This is a genomic window from Hyphomicrobium sp. (assembly GCF_009026145.1).
Taxonomy (GTDB): domain Bacteria; phylum Pseudomonadota; class Alphaproteobacteria; order Rhizobiales; family Hyphomicrobiaceae; genus Hyphomicrobium_A.
Map to the genome: position 1 here is coordinate 284098 of NZ_WBUE01000002.1, position 22962 is coordinate 307059.

Consider the following 22962-nt stretch of genomic DNA (forward strand, 5'->3'; position numbering starts at 1 on the left):
CCTCACGTACCGGCCGCTGCTTCATAGATGTCTTCTTCCTGCGCGTTGTGGATGCGCACGAGGGCTTCGATGGAGCCGATGATCCGCTGCGCATCGCGCACGAGGTACTTGTCTGCATCCTCGGCTCGCAAACCATGCGCGAGCCGCGCCAGGAGCCTTGCCTGGTGCAGGATCTCGCGGTGCGCCCGGCTCATGGCGGACAAGCCGTGGCTATCGGTCAGTAGCTTCGTGAGGCGCGGATAGAGCGCACTTTCATCCTCGCGCTCATGCACGACGACGCTGTCTTCGATGATTGCGTGCGCGCTGAGAATGAGGTCGACCGCGCGCTGACCACTCGCATCGTCGAGTGCATCCGAAATGGAGCGCAGCTTGTCCAGCTCCTGCTCGAGCAGGCGATGCGCCTCGCCGAGGGCACGTGCCATCTCGCCGGGCAGACCCTCACGGCGCGGGCGCCAGCCGGGCGCCAGCGCCCGCAGGGCGTTGAGGATCACGGCGACGTCGATGGCCTCCTGCGTCAGAGCCCCCGCCACCGGCGTCAGCCAGCCGAAGGCGGCAAAGCCCATGGCGAGACCGGAAAGGCCCATGCCGGCAACGATGCTCTGGACGGCGATCCGCCGCGCCCGGCGGGCGATGGCGACGGCCTCGGAAACGCGATCGAGCCTGTCGACGACGATGACAACGTCGGCCGCCTCCGAGGAGGCGCTGGCGCCGCGGGCGCCGAGCGCCACACCCACGTCGGCGGCGGCGAGGGCGGGAGCGTCGTTGATGCCGTCGCCCACCATCAGGGTCGGATGCATGCGGCTTTCCATGGCCACCGCGTCGACTTTGTCGGACGGAACCCGGTCGGAGAGCACCGCGTCGATATCCAGCGCCGCGGCAATCGTCTCCGCTGCGTCAGCGTGATCACCGGTGACCATCACAATCCGAGCCACGCCAGCCGAGCGGAGCGACTGCACCGCGCGCGGGGTATCCTTGCGCAGCTCGTCGGCAAGCAGCAACGCACCGACGACGCGGTCGTCCACCGATACGAACACGCTGAGCGCGGATCGCCAGGAGGCGCGCCGTAATGCGCGCGCAACCCACTCGTCGAGCTTGCGCGCGCCGAAGATTAGCTGGTGCGAGCCGACGCGGACCTTGCGTCCGTCGACCACGCCCTCGAGGCCGGAGCCCATCACCTCATGCACCTGATGCGGCATATGCAGAGCAAGACCTCTGCCGGCGCCTGCCGCCACGATGGCGGCGGCGACGACGTGCTGCGAGGCTTGCTCCAACGACGCCGCAAGCCGCAGCACCTCGTCGGCATCTTCGTCGGGCGCCGTCTCGACGGCTATGAGGCGCGCTCCGCCGACGGTCAGGGTGCCCGTCTTGTCGAATAGAACGGTGTGCGTCTGAGCCAAGGCATCGAGGGGCGCGCCGCCCTTGATGATGATCCCCCTACGCGCGGCTTGTGAGACCCCGGCAACAAATGCGACGGGGGCCGCGAGGATGAGTGGACACGGCGTGGCAACAACCAGAACAGCGAGGCCGCGAATTGCATCTCCCGACAGCGCCCACGCGAGGCTGGCGATGACGACCGTCAGCGGCAGCAACAGCAGCGCATAGCGATCCGCCAGTCTGATGAACGGCGCCTTCGCAGTCTGCGCGGCGGTGACGAGCCGGATGATGCCCGCGTAGGTGCTCTCCTCGGCGGTGGCCGTCGCCGTGATCTCGAAGCTATCGCCAGCGTTAAGCGTGCCACTGCGGGCGCTCGCACCGGCTTGGCGCGTGACGGGAATTGGCTCCCCGGTGAGCGCCGATTCATCGAGCACGGCCGCAGGAGTAGCGATCAATCCATCGATGGGAACGATCTCCCCGGCGCGGACGAGGATCGCGTCGCCGACCCTCACATCTCGGATGTCAATGTCCGTGACAGTCTGGTCGATGCGACGGTGCGCCCGTCGCGGCGCGCGGTCAACGAGCGACTTCAGGTTGCGCTCGGCGCGGGCAACCGCGTAATCCTCGAGCACTGTGCCACCCGTGTACATGATGGCGACGACGACGGCCGCCAGGGACTGATCGAGGACGAGAGCGGCACCCATGGCCATGAAAGCGATGGCATCGACGCCCATACGTCCGGCCGACAGATTGCGCATGATCGACACGCCGAGGGCGATGACGACAGGGACCGTAGCTGCCGTCCATATCCACGCGGCGGTTGCGGGATAGCCGCCGAGAGCAGCCGCGCCGCCCAACGCAAGGCCGAGCGAGGCTACAAGTATAAGGAAGCGCCTGACGAAGCGTTCGTTGATCATGCGCGCTGCTCGAAGGTGCGCCGCATATCAGGCTAAGGAGCGTCAGGCGGACGGCGCGAGAGAATTTTGCGGCCGGTGAACATGGCCGACGTGATGCTGCCGCCTTCATGGACCTCCGTGGCAACCACTGCAATCACGTGGAGAACGATGAGAACGATCAGCGCGTAGAACGTGAGTTCATGCACCTCCACGAACGGGTGGCGGAAAGCACGCATGGCATCGTAGGAGGCTTTGTCGATCAGGTCCGTCGCTCCGGGGACCACCAGGGAAGGGTCGACGCCCGGGGCCGCCACCCACGCTGCGAACCAATGGCCGAATGGCGGCCAATAAAGATCCGTGCCGGCGATGACGAGGCCGGTGGCGACCTGAACGAGGAGGAGCAGGAAAAGCAGAGCGACGCCGATGCGCGCCAGCGGATTGTGGCCCACGTACTGCTGCGGCTCGCCAGAGAGGAACGAAGCAGCATACGCCCTCAGTGCCGTGAGATAGCCGGGGCCTCCTGGGAGGATGCCGCGCCAGCCGGCATAGCGATTACCCAGAAAGGCCCAAACAAGCCGCCACAGCAAATTGATGGCCATGACGTAGCCAAGGCTGACATGAATGCTCTTGAGAGCGACCTTTCCGGAAGCGGAAAGGCCAAGAGCGTCGCCAAAGAGGATGACTAGGGCCGTGCCGATGAGGCCCAGCACGGCGAGCGCGTTGATCCAGTGGAACCAGCGCGTCGGCACATCCCATGCAGCATATTCTCTGTATTCGGGCACGGTCAGATCCTCCTTCAGGACATCATCAGCTTCGCCGGCCGTAAAGCCTTTGAGGAACGTCAAAGCCTCCGGCGATAAACGCCCCTTGTGAACCCGTCTATCGGCGGAACTCCGGCAGCTGTAGCTGGACTTTGAGACCGTGCGCGATATTGCCGGCCTGCGCCCGAGCCCTGAGGATCTGCTCGCCCGAGGCGGCGAGAAGATTGTTGAGGTCATCGATGAGCGGCTGCACCTCCTCCGGGAACTTACCGCTCAGGTTGGGGCAGCGCTGCTGCGGACCTTCGCCAGCGCAGTGCGCAGGTGGGCGAACGGGGCCATGGCATAAGCGCGCTCTGCGACACTGGCCAAGTTCCTGGAGACGCACCATTGTGAGGACGCCCAGGCGCGCGCGGCCATCGTCGACTATCTCGTCGGCTTATTGTCGCAATGAGTGCTAGCGAAGACTGAAGGCCGTCATGGCTGCGACGAGCACGAGAAACACAAGCAATGCCTGTCGCTGCCGTGCACGGTCGAGCCGTCCCTTGCCCGCGCCGTAGTCGAACCGTTCATAGTGGATGGATGATGCGGGTATGCCGGCATCCAATAGGGCATCGGCGGCGACTTCCATCATGGGTGGGGGACCACAGATCAGGGCGGCAGCGGTGGGTGTCTCGGCAGCCCGCACGAGCTCCTTAACGACAGCAGCGCGCAGCGGACCAGCCTCGCAATTCGGCTGCCTCGGAGCCTCATCGACAAGATAGACTATGGATAAATCGAGCCGCGTTTGCAGCTCGCGCAGTCGATCCATAAAAACCAAGCCGCTGTGCTTTCTCGCCGCGTAGAGGACCCGATACGGCCTGCTGTCGCTGCGCGCAGCGGCGTCCTCCAGGATGCCGAGCACCGGCGCGATGCCGACGCCTCCAGCGACGAGAATTATCGGCGAGGCCTGCGGCGGAACCACGAAACTGCCGTGCGGCCCGTCGACGGCGACGCGCGTGCCGGGCGCGACCCGCTCGAAGGTGCGCGTGCAGTCGCCGACCTCGTTGATCACCAAACGAACGCGCGGCAGGTCGGCGGGGGCGGAGGCGATCGAGAACGGATGGTCGTGGAAGGGGGGACGTTTGGGGGCGAGCGTCACCCAGATGAACTGTCCGGCGCTGAATCGCAGCTGCGTCGTCGCCGGGCCGCGCAGCATCATTTCGACAATGTGCGCGCCCACGCGGCGAACGCGTTCAATGCGCCAATCTTCGCGCCACATGCGCCACGGTCTCACGGCATAGACCAAGAGTGCCGCGCCCGCGGCGGCTGCCGCGAGCACAAGCCAGACCATGCGCACCACCGTTTCCGCGCTATAGGCGCCCACCGTGATGGCGTGATGGAGAACCAGACCGGCGACGACGACGGCGAGCGGGCCGTGCGAAGCACGCCACACCTCATACCGCAGCCGCTTGCGGACGGTCGCGAGGCACACAATCAGGATCAAGCCTACGAGCGCGATGACACCGGTTCGCAGTCTGGGGCTTCCCAACATCCCTTGAAGGCGATGCCAAGCGGCGAGGGGATCAGCCAGCAGGGTGTTCGTGAGGTAGAGCAGCGGATGCAGGACCGCAAATGCGAGGAGCACATAGGCGGCGATGCGATGAAACCCCATCGTGCGGTCGATACCGAGGCGGCCCGAGATGGTCTCGAAGCGCCCGGAGCTCAGAAACTGCAAGTACAGCAGCGCAGCCGCCGTGAGCCCGAGAGCGGCGCCAAATTCGCTCGACACGCCAACCGGCTCGATTCCGGTCGCCGCGGCGGCAAGAACTGGCGATAGAGCCGCCAAGACATACAAAAGTGCGACGGCTGCCTCGGGGAGCGCGGGCGGCCTAGTGTGCAATTCCATCTCAGCAACCAACTCTCGACCTCTGTCCAGCAGCCCTTTACCGGGGAAGCACCTGATCAGAACTGATCGTGGTCAAATGTGCGCAGCAGGGCCTTCTGGAGAGATGAACCCTAGCGTGGACGAGCACATTGCCCTGCAGTCAAAAGGCGAGCAGCCTCGTGGGATCTTCAAGCTGACTACTTCGACACCAAGCTGCAGAGCTCATTCGATGAAGCTGTCGCCCGGACGGTCCTGGCGCCCTTGAGCACCAAGGACTTCCGGCATATCAACGGCTTGTGGGTGAATTGGCGCCCCGTAGGGGACTGTGGCAAGCGAACCGTATCAACAGCTTAGCTCAAGGTTTGACAGTCTGCCCTCACACAGAGTTTCAAGGCGTTCGCGAGGGGTGTGTCAAACTCGTGTGGCGCTGAGGCGAGGGTGATGCCGAGTTGCAGCGGCTCACGGCTGACAAGGTTCAGTTCTTGCTGGCCGCGGCTGACCCAAAGTTCCCTGTTGGCGGTTATCTGCATTCGCGATGGAGCGATCCCCTGGCTATCGGCCCGCGCCCACCTGAGGCCCCTTGTCCGTCCATTCCGGCGGCAGACCTATCGCACCCGCCAGCATGTCCGTGATCCCCAGGCGTCCGAAGGCCTCGCAGGCCGCCTCTTTGGGAGCCCCGCCGAGCAGGGACGCCACCTTCTCCATCGACGGCAGCGAGGGGAGCCTGAGCGTGAAGGGGTCCGCGCCGGTCACAAGCAACTCGCTGAAGTCGGCACCAAAGGCCGAAGCGAGTTCGTAGGCATCTCCGATAGGTGAGACCCGCGCCTTGCCGGTAAATGAATTGGCGCCCCGCGCCCACAGCATCGCCGCCATCTGATTGCCGCCAGGATCAACTGCCTCGGCCTCAAGGGCAATGCCGCCCAACCCAATGGGAACGCGCAAGGACGGAATCGGGATCGGTGTGGTGACTATCCCGGACGCGGTCACGACGGAGGTGCCGACCGAAATGACCTTCGATGCCGCAACCGCGGTCTCGTCCGTCGGCACGACGCCGGCGATCGACACGTGTACGGTAAGGTCGGCGACCTGTGGCGGCGAAACAATCTGGAACCGATCGCTCAGTCCCACGCAAACCGCGCGGTCGACCGCATTGGCAAGCACCTTCCGGTCAGCGTCTGAAAGGCTTGCTTTCGTGCTGGCGGCGAATGATGTGGGAATGATGCGCGCCTTCTTGGCCGCCAGGATCGCCTGCTTGTCGACCGTCACGCGCGCGTCCGTAAAGAAGCCTTCTGTAGGTGCCAGCCTCTCGTACGAGGACAACGACCCGGTTTGCGCAAGCGGGACCGTGGCGCAAGCGGAAATCAAGGGCAGAAGCCCGATCAATGAAGCCAGCCGGCACGTCGGCTTGGGTCGTGACGCCCGCAAGTACAGCCCCATCGACATTTCCCCGGCATCCCTGACGCGGAGACCTTAGGGTTGGCGTGTGGCTGGAATATTTTCCAGCGTGTCACAACATTGCTGCACTAAGGAGGCCTAGGGGCACGCGTATTCCAGTGGTTCCGCCGGCGCTACTCGGTCCGGTCGGATTGTTTGGGCCTGAAGAGGCGCGCGAGCCCGATCGTCTGGCGGTGCCAGGCCTTGATCGCCATCGCGGGAAATCCGCCAACGACGGAGCCTGGGACCACGTCGCGCACGACCCCCGCCTTCGCGGCAATTTGGGCGCGTTTCCCGATCATCAGATGATCCGCGACGCCGACCTGTCCACCCATCATAACGCCCTCCCCGGCCACCGTACTGCCTGCGATGCCTACCTGAGCGCAAATAATGCAGTTCCGGCCCAGGCTGACATTGTGTGCGATATGCACGAGATTATCGAGGACGGTTCCTGCCCCGATGACGGTATCCCCGGTCGCGCCGCGGTCGATGGCGCAATTGGCGCCAATTTGCACATCATCCCCAATCAACACGCGGCCGAGTTGCAACATGCGAGTGAGGCCATGCCCGGTAGGCACGAATCCGAAGCCTGCCGCTCCAATGATCGAACCGGTGTCGACAGTGATCCGCTCGCCCAAAACCGCGTGGCTTATGCAGACGTTAGCGCCTATCCGGCATTCGCTGCCCAGCTTTACTCCGTCGCTGAGGACGGCATTAAACCCGACATGGCAACGCTCGCCGATCTCCACCTTGTTTCCGATGATAGCGCCGGCTTCGATGCGCGAGCCGACCCCGATTTGTGCATCAGGATGCACGCGGGCAGTCACATCTATAGCGGGCTCGAGGGGAACCGGGGGGTAGAAGAGCTGGCCCACTTGCGCAAAGGCGAGACGCGGGTTGTCGACTAGAACCCGCCACGCAGGATGATCTGCAAGGCGATGCGCCGCGTCCTTACCAACAATGATCGCACGAGCGCGGGAAAATTTGAGCACATCCAAGTAGCGCGCGCTGGAGAAGAGACTGATGTCGCCCGGGCCGGCGCCCTCGAGAGGCGCGATGTCGTAGATCAACGTCGCTCCTTCGTAGGGAGGCTCCGCGCCGACAAGTTCGCAAATCGCACCAAGCGAAAAGGGACCTGCACGGCAAAAAAAGCGTTGATCAGGCATCGCACCACGCCGTGCGGCTTGCTGCCTTGATGCGCTCCGCTCTCGCCACCCGGTCTTCCGTCTTTCGGTTTTCTGGCTCCGATCGGAGGTCAGTTTTCAGGACCGCCTCCATCATCCCTCATCCCGTAATTATCCCTCCCGTAATTGCGCTCTCCGCCCTTCCGCGTCAGGGACACGCTGACCTCGTTGAAGCCAACGCCCTGCGTGGTGATCGATACGCTTTGGTTGGACGTCTCCTGAGTGACCAGCATCGCGGCGGAGAAGCCGCCACCGTCAATGGACAGTGAGACCTGGCCTTCCGACACGCGCCCGGTGACTGTGCCGCTGGCGTTGAACGTCCGTTCTTCCCAGCTTCCCGACAGGTTCTCACCCTGCGCTACGAGCTGCGCCCTGAGTTCGATCTTGTTGGAGGGGCTTGCGCACCGGAGGACGATGCTTAGCCGGTCAATCTGGTTCTTGGTCGTGTAGTAGGCTTTGCACGAGAGCGCCTCTGCAACGCCGCCGTCGTAGTGGATGCGGCCTGGTCCGGACCAGTAGCCCGACATCGACACGAACAGCTCATGGGTCAAAGGAGCGGCGCGTGACTGCGCGCCGCCCAACGCCAGAAGCAACAGAGCAGTTGAGATACGTAGCATGAATGCCTCAGGCCTGGGGCTGCCCGGTTCATCAGCGATGCCGGTAAAGCAACTCGGATTCGACTTGCAGACCTCTACTGCACCGCGCCGCAGAACCAGCAGAAAGCCTAAGGGCACGCGGGAACTCGGTACGCGCTGCCTTTGTGGTCGACCAACGTTGCCAGCTTTGGTCTCACCATTTCTGAACAATTCTCATCCCCGCAAATTTGTGTCGAAACATTGCAGGCGAGTTCGATGAGCGCAGCACAGCACGCATCACATCGTGCCACCAGGACCTCCTGAGCCGCCGCCGGGACCGCCCTTAGGCATTCTCTTGCCGCCCGGTCCGCCGGGTTCCGGCGCCGAGGGTTGCCGGATCTCATCGCGGCCCAGGGCGCAGTCCTTGTTTTTGTCGAGCACCGCAAACGCGCGGTTCGGCTTGTCGACGAATTCGGAGCGGCTGACGCGCGCATCTCCATCGCTGTCGAAATAGTCCAAGGGGACGACTTCGAACAGCCTGTCGGCTTGCGCCAGGGCCCGGTACTCGCCGGCGGTCAGGAATCCGTCCTTGAGGGCATCGAACTGATTGAACAGCGCATCGGCGTAGCTCTTCCACTCGTCGCAGGTGACGGTTCCGTCCTTGTTGCCGTCCCATGTGGGAACGGCCTGGATGAGCGCGCTGTCATCGTTGCGCATCGACCCCGGGAATGGTCCTGGCCCCGACGTGCATCCAGACGCCATGAGCACGCATGCCGAGGCGATCGCGGCAGGCAGCACCATCCGCGCACATCGCGCTCGGCCGGGCGTGTTATGCAACGCCGCATGCGCTGGCTTCAGGCGCCCCGCATTTCCTTTTGTGCCACGCACCGCCCGATCCCAATGCTATTCCACGATGAACCCGTAGTCGCCCTTCAGGTCGCCGACCGGGGCCGGGCGTCCGCCGCCATAGATGCGGTTGAGGTGTCCAAGGAAGTTCGCCTTGCGATCGGTCGGATCGGCGAGACCATCGAGCGGGCGGGCAAGCACTTGGCGCGCCACGGGTCGCACCATGTACGGCGTGACGATCACCACGAGTTCGGTTTCGCTTCTCTGGTAGTCGCGACTGCGGAACAGCGTGCCGAGGATTGGAACGTCCTTCAGGCTCGGAAAGCCGTCGATGTTCTGCCGCGTGGCCTCCGACAACAGGCCGGCGATGGCCAGCGAGCCGCCAGAGGGCAGTTCGACCGTGGAGTTCGCCTGGCGTTTCTTCAATGCCGGGATCTGGATGCCGGACAGCACGACGGCTCCGTCATTGGTGAGTTCGCTCACCTCGCTTTCGATCTTCAAGCTGATGCGACCTTCTGATAGCACCACCGGTGTGAAGGCCAGACCGATGCCATATTCCTTGTAGACGACGCTCACCTGGCCGAGGCTGTCGACGACGGGAACGGGATACTCGCCGCCGGCAAGAAATTTTGCCGGCTCACCCGACACCGCGGTCAGATTGGGTTCCGCCAGCGTCCTCAGCAGGCCGTCGCGCTCCATGGCGCGCAAAGTCCCGTTCACGGCCTGATCGCCGGATTGCCACGCCATCGCAATACCGGAATTCGTGAAGGCGTCCGACGTGGCCCCCGCCCCCTGGTTAAACATTTGCAGCGTGCCCGCTGCGGCGCCGGTAGTCGCCACGCCCGATGTCGGCAGCGTACCGAGGGAAGCGCCCGTGAGTGGGAAGGTGTTTGACGACAGGACGGAGGTCGTGAAATTCCCCGAGTTGACGAGCGCGCCGACATTCACACCGAATTGCTTGAGGATGGTGCGCTGCACTTCGGCGACGCTCACTCGTAGCATCACCTGCTCCTCGCCTTCGACGGTGAGGAGGTTGATGACCGGCTTGGTGCCGTAGACGTCGGCGGCGTCGGAGTTGGCGCCGCCGCCCGCATCGTTGGTTCCCTGGTAGCTGGATCCACGGCCAATGTTGCTCGTGTTCGACGTCGTCGTTTGTGCGTTGCTTGCGGCGCCCGGCGCGCCCGAGTTGACGACGCTTCCGACCTCGGTATTCGCCGCCGCGAACTGGCCGGCAATCTGCGCTGCCCGGTTGGAATCGATGGGCGTGTGCACGCTGCCGGTCAGCACGATGGCGCGCCCGGCGATCTCGCTGCGGACGTTCGAGCCGGGGATAAGGCGCGCGATGAGGGTATCAAGTGCCGAGAGGTCGGCGCCGATCGCGACCTCAAGCGCAAGTATTTGCTGACCGTACTCGTCGAAGAAGAATGCGTTCGTCTGCCCTGTTCCCTTGGCGATGAGAAAGACGCGGTCGGAAGACTGCACAACGGCGTCGAGCGCCTTGGGGTCGGAGACCAGCACATCCTTCAGCGGGATGGGAAACTGCACGACAAGCGAGCGACCGACGCCCAGATCGACCCGCTTCGACAGCGGGAACGCGGCATTGCCGGGGATGCGCAGCACAGAATCGTTGCCCGCCTGACCGGCAGGCTGACCCTTCATATCGGCCGCGATGATGTCGCTGACGCTACTCGCGAAGAAGAACACTGCAGCCACGCTGGTGCGCGCCCATTTTAGGGTCGTTCGCATGATCGATTACCTTTTCGACAGCCGAAAACTGAATGACGCAACTCAGTTCACGCCGTACGCACGCGATGGCACGCCGTAGCGAAGAACGCGGACGATAAATTCTTTGGCATTCTTTGGTAATGGCCATGGCCGAGAAAGATCGTGCTTTCTTCTGCGCATTGGGCGCGTCGAGGCAAAGTCAACCACGGCGCCGGGCTTGTCCCTTTCGCCGCTTCTCCAAATCAACAATGTGCTCACCAACAGCTGCGAGCTGCTCCCGTAGCTCAGTTATGCGCGGGTTCTTGTCTGGAGGGGTTTCAGATTCAAGAGCATCCAGCATCCTTTGGAGATTCTCACGCTGGCGCTTCCAGCGTGCAATGTCGTCGGGCAAGGCATGATCTCCGTCGCAGCGGGCTGTTGCGCCAATTTGGGGGCTCTCTGCTGCGCTGGCAGCGATATCAGCGAAGGCCTCCTGGCTTCCCGAATGTCTGCGCCGCAATCATTGCCTGCGTTGGACCCACTGTGTCTGAACAATTCCGCGAGCGCGAGAAATGTGTCGGAATATTGCTGTGCATGGTGCATGTCGTACTGAGTTACAAAATGCCTTCATTGAACGCTGACGAGGTCGAAGAACGCGGATGAGGTCGAAAAGACCCTCCACGAGCTTGCCGAACGGGCTAAGGAGATGTTTTGCAACAAAAAACCTCGGACTAGCATTGCTTGGACACGTTGCGCCCAACCGACGCAAAGATCAGCGCGTACTTACGAGCCTCCATTCATGCATGGCGCCGCGCCGATTGGAGCTCATCATGATCGCCGAGGAACTCGATCGTGTTCGTCAACTGACCGAGCGTCTGTTCTCAGCCTTGCAACGACGCGATGCCCAAGCGGCAGCCGCCTGCTACCACGACGATGCGTCTTTCAGCGCGCCGATCATTGGCGAGGTAGAAGGGCGGAACGTCGAGGCGCTTTGGCGGACAATATTCGCCGCGACACAGAACAGCGCATTGAATTTCGCGGTCGTCGACGTAGGTCTGACAACTGCCAGAGTGGAGGGCGTCCTCGCGTATTCGTTCATTTCGTCTGGACGGGGGGTGATCAGCCGCTTCGAGTCGGTCTTGCACATTCGCGATCAGCTCGTGGTGCGCCACGAAGATACCTTCGACGCATGGAATTGGGCACGAATGGCATTCGGAAGTGAAGGGCTAATGTTTGGCTGGTCGAGAACGTGGCAGCGGCGGAAGGGTGAGAACGTTAGAGCGAAATGAGAACGTTCCCCTACTTACCTTGAAAACACCAGGGGCCCGTGCATTGACCGAAGCATGGCCCGCACTACGCTGCTGGCAGTTCGATCACTTGGCTGAGGCCCCCCTTCGCCCTGTTACTGATGCACACCTCGCCTTTCGCGCGTTGAATGATCTCCCGCGCAATCGTTAGACCAAGGCCGGCGCCGGGCGTGGCTTGGCGGCGCGCCGGGTCGGCGCGGAAAAACGGCTCGAACACCTGCCCCATGAGATGTTCCGGGATGCCCGGGCCCTCATCGACGATCGTGACGATGGCCCTATCCGACTGCTGGCTGACCTCGACATGCGCGTGAACGCCATGCGTCGCCGAGTTGATCATGAGATTGCGCAGCGCGCGGGCCAGCGCGATGCGGCCAGCGTTGACGCGCGCCGGCTCCAGCCTAGTGACCGAAATCTTGTACCCATGCGTCCTCAGCTCGTCCGCAATGTCGGCAACCAGTTCGTCGATGCGCAGCAGCTCGGGTTCTGCTTTGCCGGCCTCCTCGCGCACGAGCTGGATGGCGCTGTCGGCGATGCGGTCGAGTTCGTCGATATCGCGCAGCCACAACTCGCGATCCTCGTCGTCCTCGACGAATTCGGCCCTGAGCCGCATGCGGGTGATGGGGGTACGCAGGTCGTGACCGGCAGCCGCGACAAGCCGCATGCGGCTCTCGACGGCGCTCCTCAGCCGCGATGATAGTGAATTAAGCGCCTTGGCGGTTGCGCGTACTTCAGCAGGACCGCGCTCCGGCAGAAGCGGTAGCATGGCTTCCGGCCCTACCGAGGCCACGGCTTCCTCAAGCATGACCAGCGGCTTCACCATGCGATTGGCAGCGAAGATCGCGACTGCTGTCGCTCCGAAGGTGATGAGGGCAAGCCATCCGAGCAGAACGTTCCATATTCCTCCTTCAGGAGGCGGCAGATCGGGTAGGGGCATGAGGAGCCATCCGCGGCCCTCGATGGGAATAGAGACGACCGCGGCCGCCTGTCGCCCCGCGCGCGAGACGATGACAGGAAGGTTATGTCCCCGGGCGGCAAGCGTTTCGCGCAACCGTCGCGTCAGGCCGTCATTGACTCGCCCGGCTGAGGGCTGCGCTGCCGTCGGCAGTGCGCCGGCGCCGTGGACCGCCGCCCGCGCAAGCATCTCGATCTGCTGCGCGACGGGGTCAGTCGTATGCCTGGGCCTCGGCGGGCCGAGCAAATAAAGAAGCACGCCGGTCAGCAGTCCCACCACCGATACGATGGCAACCACGAGAAGCACCGCGAGCTTGAAGCGCAACGAGCTCATGGCGTCACGTCGGCGACGACATCGACCTTCGCTGCCAGCTGGTATCCGCCATTGCGCACGGTCTTGAAGAGCTGCACCGCGTTACTGTCGCCCAGCTTGCGGCGCAGCCGGCTCACCAGAACGTCGATGGAGCGATCGAGCACATCTCCATCGCGACCGCGCGTCAGGTCCAACAGTTGATCGCGCGAGAGCACGCGGCCGGGCCGATCGAGGAAGGTCTGCAACAGATCGAACTCGGCACCCGTCAACTCGATGGCGTCGCCTTTGGGATCGGTCACTCGGCGCGTTTGCGGATCGACGCTGAAGCCTTCGAAGCGATAGGTCTTTCCTGCGCTATCGATGGAAATGACCTCCGTGCGCCGACGCAGTACCGCCTTTACCCGCGCAATGAGTTCGCGGGGATTGAAGGGCTTACCGAGATAGTCGTCCGCGCCAATCTCGAGGCCAATGATGCGGTCCACGTCCTCTTTGAGAGCCGTTAGCAGGATAATCGGCACCTTGGACCGCTGGACACGGAGATCGCGGCACATATCAAGCCCCGACCCATCCGGCAACATGACGTCGAGAACGACGAGATCGATCTGATGTGTGGCGAGGCGCTCATGCAGCTCCCGGCAGCTCGCCGCAAGCAGAACGCGAAAGCCCTGGCTCTCGATATAGCGCGCCAGCAGCTTACGAATTTCATGGTCGTCGTCGACGACGAGGATTTGAGGTGAGGCCGAGGTCATGGGTGCAATTGTTTGAGTTCGGATAGCCCGCTTTTAACCCCGGACAAGCCTGGCAACGAGGGGCATATTGTAACGAAAGATCGCGTTTGGCCCCTCAGCAACGTTCGGACACAAATCTCTTCAGTAGCGACACATTAGGACATTGCGCGTCCTAAGCCCGCAACGATCAAGCTCCAATTAACGGCGTGTCAACCATTGAGGATACGCCGATGCGTCACACCAAAAACCTTGCCCGCCTGCTCGCGGTTGTAAGCGTACCTCTGCTTACGCCTCCCGCCCGAGGGCAAACTCCCATTGCCCCCGCAACCACGGAAATTACAGAGCCAGCGGAAATTCTCCTCGCCCAGGCGCCGCCTCCGCCAGGCGGACGGCCACAGCCCGAGCCCTCACTCCAGCAGGTCGGTCCTCCGCCGCATGGCGCGCCGCCCGTTCCGCCGCCTGCCATGTTCGGGCCAGGCGGTTTACCCAAGCTACTGAGTGCCCTCGAGATCGAGATCGGCATTCGCAGCGGACAGCTCGATGCCTGGCGCGATTTCACCGATGCCCTGCTGATCGTCGCGGGGCCGCCTATGCCTCTCCCGCGCAATAATGCCGGCCCACAAGTCCAAGACAAACCGGAGCCGTTTTCGCTCTCGCGGATCCTGGCCGAGGACGCCCTGAAGCGTGGCCGCGGTGCCGAAGCGCTGATCAAGGCGATCGATGCGTTGCGCGGCAAGCTGACACCGGAGCAGCTCCAGAAGATAGCGGATCTGGAAGCTCGACTGGGGCCGCCTCCAGGCGGCCCCATGCCGCCCTTCGGACCGCGGCCCGGAAATTTCGGACCAGGGCCGGCCGCCAGGTTGCCTGAGGGTTTTGGTCCGCGCGATGGTCTTCCCCCTCCACCCGCGCGATGACCACCAGGAGGCGGCGCACCGCGGTCGCCGCCTCCACCTCGATCCTCCACCTGCCTTCCGTTTGGATACATCGAAAATGACCGCATTCATGCGCGTAGGGACACTGCTGACCATCGGATTCATGCTGCTGGCCATGCTCTTGTCTGTATCCCGGGCAGATGAGGTCAGACCTGCATTGACGGTCTCGGTCGCTCCCGTTCAGGAGCAAGACGTCGGCAGCGCGGTTATGGCGACGGGCACGGTGGTCGCGTGGCGCGAAATGCCCATCGGCAGCGAAGCGAGTGGGCTGGCCGTCGTCGAAGTCGCGGCCGACGAGGGAGATGTCGTTACTAAGGGACAGCTCCTTGCGCGGCTCAACGCGTCGGTCCTGCTCGCCCAAATTGCGCAGCAACAGGCTGGCATCAGCGAGATTGAGGCCACGCTCGCCAACGCGCAGTCGGACGTGCGACGCGCGCATACTGTTTCAGCAGGCGTTATCAGCCAACAATCCGTTGAGCAGCGGGAAACGCTCGTCAAAACGACCTCCGCCAAGCTGGCGGCCGCGCGAGCAGTGCTCGAAGAGAGCCGCGCCAAATTGGCGCAAACGAGTGTCACTGCGCCGACGGCAGGGACCATCGGCAAGCGTAACGTGACCCTGGGCCAAGTGGTCCAGACCGGCACCGAGATGTTCCGCATCGTCCAGGAGGGCCGCATCGAGGTCGACGCACTCGTACCTGAGTCTGACCTAACACGCATCAAGCCTCAGCAAGCGGTGCAGATCATCGGACCCGACGGGCATACCTCCGCCGGGAAGGTGCGCCTTGTGGCGCCGATCGTGGACGCAAAGAGCCGGCTTGGCACAGTACATGTCGAATTGCCGGCGACGACCGAATTGAAGCCCGGCATGTTCGTGCGGGCGGAGATCGAGACCGAGCGTGCAACCGCGCTCGCCGTGCCGCAACGCGCACTTATCTGGCGCGACGGCAAGGCCGCCGTTTTCACCGTTGGCGATGACGGTGCCGTCGCGCTCAAGGCGATCACAATCGGTCGCAAGACGAGTTCGGTCGTGGAGGTTCTGCAGGGTGTCGTCGCTGGTGAACGCATCGTCGTTGAGGGAGCTGGATTGCTCAACGACGGTGATCGAGTCCGTGCCGAAGTCGCATCGGTCCAGAAGCTCGCCGGCGGCACGCCATGAACCAGATATCCGCCTGGGCCATTCGCAATCCCGTCCCCACCATCGTCCTCTTCCTCCTCCTGTCGCTTGCCGGCGGCGTCTGCTTCGCAAAGCTCAGAATCAACAACATGCCGGACACCGACATCCCGACCGTCACGGTCACGGTGACCCGGTCAGGCGCCGCGCCGACCGAGATGGAAACACAGGTGACGCGCCTCGTTGAGGATAGCGTCGCCGGGCTGGGCAACGTCGATCACATCCGCTCGACCGTCAACGAGGGCTCTTCATCAACGAATGTCGAGTTCGCCCTCGGTACCAATATCGATCGCGCCACCGACGACGTGCGCAACGCCGTCCAATCGATCCGCGCCAATCTGCCGAGCGATGTCCTCGAGCCGACCGTGCACCGCGTCGACAACACCGGTCAGCCGATACTGACTTTCGTGGTCAGTGCGCCGACGATGGCCCCCGATGAGCTGAGCTGGTTCATCGACAATGACATTGCCAAGGCCGTGCTGTCCGCAAAGGGCGTTTCGAGCATCGCGCGCGCCGGCGGCGTCGACCGCGAGATCCGCGTCCGCCTGGACCCCGACCGGCTGATGGCATTCGGCGTCACGGCGTCGGAGATCTCACAGAAGCTCAAGGCGCAGAATATCAACCAGCCGGGTGGCCGCCTGACGCTTGGTAACGCCGAGCAGGCCATCCGCACCGTCGGGAGCGCCGCCGACGTGGAGGCGCTTGGCGCCACGCGCCTCGCCCTCAGCGACGGCCGCTCTGTGAAGCTCTCCGACCTCGGCCCCGTCGAAAGCTCATGGGCCGAACCCCGGCAGCGTGCTCGCTTCAACAACGATGAGGTCATTGGCTTTAGTGTCTACAGATCGGTCGGCACCGGCGAGGTCGCGGTCGCCGAAAGCGTGCGGGCGAAGGTTGAAGCTTTCGCGTCGGCGCATCCCGAAGTCAGCATCCGCGAGGTCACCTCTTCGACCCCTTGGGTGATGGAGGGATACGACGCGGCGTTGGAAGCACTGGTAGTGGGCGCACTGCTGGCCGTTGCGGTGGTGTGGTTGTTTCTGCGCGACGTGCGCGCCACGCTTGTTTCCAGCGTCGCCCTGCCCCTCTCCCTGCTCCCCACCTTCGGCGTGATGTACCTGCTCAACCAGTCGTTGAACAACATATCTCTGCTCGGCATTGCGCTGGTTGTCGGCATTCTCGTCGATGACGCCATCGTCGAGATCGAGAACATCGTGCGCCATATGCGCCAATCGGGGAAAAGCGCCTACGAGGCTGCCATGGAGGCTGCCGACGAGATCGGGCTCGCCGTGGTCGCGACGACCTTCTCCATCATCGCCGTGTTCGCGCCGGTCGGTTTCATGCCCGGCATCCCCGGCCAGATCTTCAAAGCCTTTGCCATCGCCGTCTGCACCTCGGTGTTCTTCTCGCTCGTCGTGGCGCGCATGTTGACGCCGCTTATGGGCGCCTATCTGATGCGCGCCGACCGACACGAGCCCGACGAGGCGCGTTGGGTCCCGCCTTACCTCCGGCTGCTCAATTGGACCCTGCGGTGGCGGTGGCTGACCGTCGCCAGCGGCATCGTCCTTTTTGCCGTTTCGCTGTCGCTCGTTCGGTTTCTGCCGAGCGATTTCATACCGGCGTCCGATCGCGGTCGCGCAATTCTAGGCGTCGAGCTATCGCCGGGGTCGACGCTCGCCGACACCGACGCGGCGACGCGCAGGGCCGTCGCCATTCTCTTGGGGCGACCGGAAGTGGAGTCCGTCTATGCGACGATGGGAACCGAAACGTCATCAGGTCCCGGCGGGGGCACGTCCACCGCTGGTGCGGTACGCAAGGCGACGCTGACGGTCAACCTCAAGCCGCGCGGCGAGCGCCGGCTGACCCAGCAGCAATTCGAAGCGGCGGTGGGACCTGACCTTGCGAGAATTCCTGGCGCGCGCGTGCGCTTCGGTGCGGACGGTGTATCCGGCGCCAAGATCCAGGTGACGCTCCTGGCCGATGATGTGGACCTTTTGGCGCGGACCGTGTCCGCCTTAACGCGCGAGATGCGTTCCGTGGCAGGTTTCCAGAACGCCGGTTCAACCTCGAGCCTCGCGCGCCCGGAAATACAGATCACGCCCAAAGGCGACAAAGCCGCGCTACTCGGCATCTCGACCGAGACCATCGCCGCGACGGCGAACATCGCCACGCTCGGTGACGCCGATCAGAACCTGCCGAAGTTCAACCTCAAGGATCGTCAGATTTCTATCCGCGTTATGTTGGACGAGAGTGCGCGGGCGGACATTGCACGCATCAGCAGCCTGCAGGTACCGGCGTCGTCCGGCACGCTGCCACTGAGCTCGGTGGCAGACATCACCCTCGGCTCCGGCCCAAGCCAGATCGATCGCGTCGACCGCCGGCGCAGTGCGACCGTAGAAGCTGAACTCGCGGGCTTGACCATCGGGGATGCTGAAGCCAGCATTTCCGCGCTCCCATCGATGCAACGCCTTCCGGCCGGAATCTCGCGCAACGCCGCCGGCGATTCGGAGCGCATGCAGGAGCTGTTCAGCGGTTTCGCGCTGGCGATCGGCTCCGGCATCGTCCTGCTGTTGTTTGTGCTTACGCTTCTGTTCAACGGGTTCCTGCAGCCGGTGACGATCTTGACGGCGCTGCCGCTCTCGCTGGGTGGCGCTCTCGGCCTCATGTTGGCGACGGGCACGTCGCTGTCGATGCCGGCGCTTATCGGCATTCTCATGCTGATGGGTATCGCCGCCAAGAACTCCATCCTGCTGGTCGAGTACGCCATCGTGGCGCGCCGCGATCATGCACTTGACCGCACGACAGCGTTGCTGGACGCGGCGCGCAAGCGTGCCCGTCCCATCATCATGACGACCGTCGCCATGGCCGCGGGCATGCTACCGATCGCCTTGGGCATCGGCGCCGATGCGGAGTTCCGCGCTCCGATGGCCATCGCGGTCATCGGCGGTCTCCTCAGCTCGACCGCCCTCAGCCTCATCTATGTGCCAGCCGTATTCACGGTGATGGATGATCTGGAGAGATGGCTGGCGAAAACGCTTGGGGTATTCATCTCAGCTTCCGCGCGGGTGCGCGCATGAGCGACGCGTCCATACCTCTCCCTGCGACGGGGCCCGAAATGAGTTTTTTGCCCAACGAGCGCATTGCCCTTTTCATCGACGGGCCCAATCTCGCGGCAACCGCCAAATCACTCGACTTCGACATCGATTTCAAGCTGCTCCTGATGCTCTTTCGGCAGCGGACACAGTTGCTGCGTGCGTACTATTTCACGGCACTAACGGAGGACACAGAGCGATCGATCCGCCCTCTTCTCGACTGGCTGGAATACAATGGGTTCACCGTCATAACTAAGCTGCTGAAGGAGTGCACGGACGCGTCCGGGCGACGAAGGATCAGAGGCAGCATGGACGTCGAGCTGGCGGTGCAAGCCATGCAGCTCGACGATGCCGTGCAACATGTCGTCCTGTTCTCGGGCGATGGCGCTTTCCGTTGTCTGGCCGCGGCGCTGCAAGGCGGCGGCAAGCGGGTCAGCGTGGTCTCGACCTTGAATGCCCATCCGCCAGTGGTTGCGGACGAGCTGCGCCGGCAGGCGGACCAATTCATCGACCTCGCCCATCTTCAAAATTATATTTCACGCGAGGCGGCAGAGCAGTAGAAGGCGATGATCGACCGTGCTGCGGGGACGTCGGTTGAGGGTTTCCGCAGCGGCGCGCCGATGTCTAGGTAGGATCGCTTTTCGCCGACCGGCCCGCGCGTTCTCTTCGCACGGCCGGGGAACGAGGAGCTCGCGGCGGAAATGATGACACGGGCTGGAAACCTCTATTCAGAATCAGGTGTGGGCAGCAATGCTGGCTGCCAGCGAAATATTCGCAAACACCCCTTCGAGCTACGCATCACCAACTAACGTGCACACTGCTGCGAGAGCATGTTCGTCGGTACCATGCCCAGGATAGTGTAAAAGCTGGCTTTGCCGCCAGGGCCTCAAACTCCTCTTCGCTGGTCTCGACCACGATGTGGCGGTCAGAACTCGTCATCGGTGGCCTAGTCGCAGCTGGGTTAAAGCACCTTCATCTCGATGAGCCGCTGGAAACGCACGGTGGGGATCAGCGCCGAAATTCCAGCTGCGGGTTCGGTCAGGGGTTGGGCGCCGTCGCGGACCACCCCTCGGAGCCCGAGGTACGCTCCAGGCGCGGTCGACGCCTCTGAGATGTCCGTGCTGTAGTTAAAGAGCTCAAAGTCTCGCGCGTAGATCTGTCGGACGAGCTCCACGGTGCGGCGGCTGTAGTAGCTCATCAACCGTGAACCGGCGCGTCTCGAATGCGGAGCGAAGGTCTGGAGGCTGAACTCGCCCAACGGACCTGCCAGCACCGCTGTCATGGCGGCGATGCTCTCCAGAAAGAAAATGGCGTCGAACAGGATATGCGGCGCGCCGATGTTGAGGTATTGCGGACGGAAATGCACGTTGAGTATCCGCGGTTGCCGGGAAGCCAGGGCGTGGAGATGATCTTCAAAGCTGGCGGAGCTTTTCGACCCCAACTCCGGATACTGCCCGACATGGCGCCCTTCGATCATGTCCAGGTAGCCCGACAGTGCGCGGGCATAGGGGTTGCGGACACTCGAGATGACGTAGCGTGCCCGACAGGATTCGATAGGGAGCCCACGACTCCGCAGGCAATCGTCACTCACGTGGGGATCGGTGTCCCGCCGGAAGCCGCGTAGGTTATTCCTTGCATAGAAGTTTGCTTGGGCGTGCTTCAGGCTGTTTTTGATCGTCGAGCAACCGGCCTTGGCGTTGCTGATGTAAATGATCGGCAGCTCTGGTGCCCAACAAATCTGCAGGTCGCCCTGCACACCGAACGCGTGCGCGACCCGACTTCGGATCCACCGACGACCATTCCACCTTTCAACTGCAAGTCTGCTCAGCTTCATCGCGGTGCACCCAAATCATTCGTTGGGTGCACACCTGCGGCACAATTATTGCCTGCCTTGGTCCAGCTGTGTCCAAGCAATGCTGTACGCAGGATATTTGTATCGAAAGATTGCTGACAAGACGCGGCGCAGAGCACTGGCCGTTTGCAGACGGAACCGTGCTCTCGGTACCATTTGCGTGACCGGCGGAATGCTCGCCCCATGCGGCCTTGCCGAGAGTAACCTCGGATGGCGAGCAAACACCGCTCGAGACCTATTGTGCGGCATGTGCACCAAGGCGATCATACGCGCGGCTGGACGCGATCTGCCGTTCTCGCTGGCCGATGTCGAGAACCGCCGCACGACCTATCTCGCCGCCGAGGGCGCGCTGCAGGAGGTAATCGCGAAAACCGAGCAGGCGCGTGTCGCTTATGAATCGCAGATCGGCGGCGTGCACACGTCTGTGGCACGCCTGCGCGCTGATCTACGCGACGCCGAGTTCGATCTCGACATGACAACGGTGCGGGCCCCCGGTCCGGGCTTCGTGACGCAACTCGCGTTACGGCCTGGCATGTACGTTATCCCGGCCCCGCTGCGACCGGTGATGGTATTCGTCCACGACGACGATCGCACGCTCGCCGCCGGTTTCCAGCAGAACGCGTTGCAGCGCGTACTCCCAGGCGATGAGGCCGAAGTGGCTTTCGATGCCGTTCCGGGGCGCGTGTTCAAGGGCAAGGTCGTGCGGGTGCTCGATGCAATCGCACCAGGCCAGTGGATCCATGCAGGATATGGGAGAGCGAGAAGGGGCGGTCGCGCTGTAGCCGTCATCGAACTCGACGAGGACACGTCAATGTACAACATTCCCGGCGGGGCGGCTGCACAGGTAGCTCTATATACACCATTTTGGCATCATTTCGCGATCATCCGCAAAATCCTCATGCGCATGCGCAGTTGGGAGAACTACGTATTTCTCGAAGGTCACTAGGAGCGACGGCGATGGGCAATGGCTTCAATATGTCTGCGAGCGGCTCGAGGGGCGTGCGCGCCTTCTTCTGCCTATTGGCGTTCGCATTTGCTGGAAACGCTCTCGCCCAACAGCAGGAGACCACCGACAGGGCGCCGACTTCCGAGCAAAGCCAAGACCCCTCTACCTGGGAAATGAAAGTCTCGAGTCCTGCATGAAGCGGTGGGACCCCGGCACGCACATGACGAAAGAAGCATGGCGCCAAACGTGCCTGCGCGTGAGAACGGAACGCGAGCCCTACGTTCCGAAACAGTGATGCGCAGGCGTCTGAGGCCGCCGAGAGAGACGAGGGTAACTTTGCGAGTGGCAATTGGCGCAGCTCTGGTACTCGGCTGGGGCGCGTACCTGGGTGTGATGGCCTTCGTGCTGTGGCGCATCTTGTCCGAGGTGCTGTGGCGCATCTTGTCCGAGATGCGCCGTCCTTCCTCGCGAACTACACGCTCGGCACAAACGCCGCGTGGGCCATGGTCAGCATCATGCTTTGGCTGGCCACTGAATGGGCGCGCGGCTTCCGCAGATGATGCATGCGTGCTGCAGGTCTGCATAGGCTCAATAGTAGCCCTTCAGCGCAAGCAGATGGTGGGTCTGCTTCGGTGGCGGACTTGTCCGACAGTGCAGGGTACTTTGAGTTTAAGATTTGCTGCTGGGACAGCCTAGTGCATTGATATTACGTAATAAACTATGATGGCGCCCCGTAGGGGAGTGCAATATTCGGGCGGCGCCAATGACTTACTGAAAAGTGGGACAGCAGATCTCCTCGCCGCTTACCGCTGCGTTTTGCGTAGGAGTGTCCCACCGCCTCCGCATGTACGCAGGATGACTCGCGCGCCTGAATTAAGGTCTCAGGTAAGCGAACGGGTCAGCTTCGGTTGGAGATGAACGAACCCGCTCGCGCGGGAGAGCGCTGCGCGCGAAGGTCTGAGCCACCGGCTCACGATGCGCTAACCAACTGATCGGCGCACGGTAACGGGGCGGGCGCTCCGTCTTGAGGATCGAGGG

18 protein-coding genes are annotated in these 22962 nt (G+C 63.1%); 6 read left to right on the plus strand and 12 right to left on the minus strand.

Annotated features, from left to right (window positions below; genetic code table 11):
- Positions 1-2: 2 nt before the first annotated feature.
- The 9 genes from F9K20_RS03270 to F9K20_RS03310 form a co-directional block, all read right to left on the minus strand.
- Complete coding sequence (locus F9K20_RS03270; RefSeq protein ID WP_290997384.1) at positions 3-2291, minus strand: heavy metal translocating P-type ATPase; 2289 nt, start codon at positions 2289-2291, stop codon at positions 3-5.
- 32 nt (positions 2292-2323) lie between these two features.
- Positions 2324-3115, minus strand: a complete 792-nt coding sequence (locus F9K20_RS03275) for a cytochrome b/b6 domain-containing protein (RefSeq protein WP_290997385.1) — start codon at positions 3113-3115, stop codon at positions 2324-2326.
- 34 nt (positions 3116-3149) lie between these two features.
- The gene (locus F9K20_RS03280; RefSeq protein ID WP_290997386.1) at positions 3150-3284 is read right to left on the minus strand and encodes a hypothetical protein; all 135 of its coding nucleotides are present in this window, start codon (positions 3282-3284) and stop codon (positions 3150-3152) included.
- Positions 3285-3485: 201 nt separating this feature from the next.
- Positions 3486-4916, minus strand: a complete 1431-nt coding sequence (locus F9K20_RS03285) for a ferredoxin reductase family protein (protein ID WP_290997387.1) — start codon at positions 4914-4916, stop codon at positions 3486-3488.
- Positions 4917-5447: 531 nt separating this feature from the next.
- Complete coding sequence (locus F9K20_RS03290; protein ID WP_367238080.1) at positions 5448-6338, minus strand: DUF3313 domain-containing protein; 891 nt, start codon at positions 6336-6338, stop codon at positions 5448-5450.
- Positions 6339-6463: 125 nt separating this feature from the next.
- Positions 6464-7495 (minus strand): UDP-3-O-(3-hydroxymyristoyl)glucosamine N-acyltransferase, encoded by a 1032-nt coding sequence (lpxD, locus tag F9K20_RS03295; RefSeq protein ID WP_290997389.1) that lies wholly within the window; start codon positions 7493-7495, stop codon positions 6464-6466.
- Between the two features lie 89 nt (positions 7496-7584).
- On the minus strand, positions 7585-8130 hold the full coding sequence (locus F9K20_RS03300) for a hypothetical protein (RefSeq protein ID WP_290997390.1): 546 nt from the start codon (positions 8128-8130) through the stop codon (positions 7585-7587).
- Positions 8131-8385: 255 nt separating this feature from the next.
- A complete protein-coding gene (locus F9K20_RS03305) occupies positions 8386-8805 on the minus strand; it encodes a histidine kinase (protein WP_290997391.1) in 420 nt (139 codons plus the stop codon).
- Between the two features lie 186 nt (positions 8806-8991).
- A complete protein-coding gene (locus F9K20_RS03310; protein ID WP_290997392.1) occupies positions 8992-10680 on the minus strand; it encodes a type II and III secretion system protein family protein in 1689 nt (562 codons plus the stop codon).
- A 788-nt stretch (positions 10681-11468) separates the two neighbouring features.
- Here F9K20_RS03310 and F9K20_RS03315 point away from each other — a divergent pair.
- Positions 11469-11927 carry a nuclear transport factor 2 family protein gene (locus tag F9K20_RS03315; RefSeq protein WP_290997393.1) on the plus strand — a complete coding sequence of 153 codons (459 nt, stop codon included), beginning with the start codon at positions 11469-11471 and terminating at the stop codon, positions 11925-11927.
- A gap of 64 nt (positions 11928-11991) precedes the next feature.
- On the opposite strand, the gene F9K20_RS03320 is transcribed toward F9K20_RS03315, so the two are convergent.
- Both F9K20_RS03320 and F9K20_RS03325 read right to left on the minus strand, forming a co-directional pair.
- Positions 11992-13230 carry an ATP-binding protein gene (locus F9K20_RS03320; RefSeq protein WP_290997394.1) on the minus strand — a complete coding sequence of 413 codons (1239 nt, stop codon included), beginning with the start codon at positions 13228-13230 and terminating at the stop codon, positions 11992-11994.
- Positions 13227-13958: a response regulator transcription factor gene (locus F9K20_RS03325; RefSeq protein ID WP_290997395.1), complete on the minus strand. Its 732-nt coding sequence runs from the start codon at positions 13956-13958 to the stop codon at positions 13227-13229. The genes F9K20_RS03320 and F9K20_RS03325 overlap by 4 nt, the downstream gene beginning before the upstream one ends.
- Before the next feature lie 443 nt (positions 13959-14401).
- On the opposite strand from F9K20_RS03325, the gene F9K20_RS03330 reads away from it, so the two are divergent.
- From F9K20_RS03330 to F9K20_RS03345, 4 genes are all read left to right on the plus strand, one after another.
- The gene (locus F9K20_RS03330; RefSeq protein WP_290997396.1) at positions 14402-14851 is read left to right on the plus strand and encodes a hypothetical protein; all 450 of its coding nucleotides are present in this window, start codon (positions 14402-14404) and stop codon (positions 14849-14851) included.
- A 76-nt stretch (positions 14852-14927) separates the two neighbouring features.
- Positions 14928-16025 (plus strand): efflux RND transporter periplasmic adaptor subunit, encoded by a 1098-nt coding sequence (locus tag F9K20_RS03335; protein ID WP_290997397.1) that lies wholly within the window; start codon positions 14928-14930, stop codon positions 16023-16025.
- Positions 16022-19111 (plus strand): efflux RND transporter permease subunit, encoded by a 3090-nt coding sequence (locus tag F9K20_RS03340; protein WP_290997398.1) that lies wholly within the window; start codon positions 16022-16024, stop codon positions 19109-19111. The genes F9K20_RS03335 and F9K20_RS03340 overlap by 4 nt, the downstream gene beginning before the upstream one ends.
- A complete protein-coding gene (locus tag F9K20_RS03345) occupies positions 19108-19686 on the plus strand; it encodes an NYN domain-containing protein (RefSeq protein WP_291169586.1) in 579 nt (192 codons plus the stop codon). The genes F9K20_RS03340 and F9K20_RS03345 overlap by 4 nt, the downstream gene beginning before the upstream one ends.
- A 401-nt stretch (positions 19687-20087) precedes the next feature.
- Here F9K20_RS03345 and F9K20_RS03350 read toward each other — a convergent pair whose 3' ends face one another.
- Positions 20088-20960: a sulfotransferase family 2 domain-containing protein gene (locus tag F9K20_RS03350; protein ID WP_290997399.1), complete on the minus strand. Its 873-nt coding sequence runs from the start codon at positions 20958-20960 to the stop codon at positions 20088-20090.
- Between the two features lie 79 nt (positions 20961-21039).
- Between F9K20_RS03350 and F9K20_RS03355 the strand changes: the two genes are divergently transcribed.
- Positions 21040-21924 (plus strand): efflux RND transporter periplasmic adaptor subunit, encoded by an 885-nt coding sequence (locus F9K20_RS03355; protein ID WP_290997400.1) that lies wholly within the window; start codon positions 21040-21042, stop codon positions 21922-21924.
- Positions 21925-22962 lie beyond the last annotated feature (1038 nt).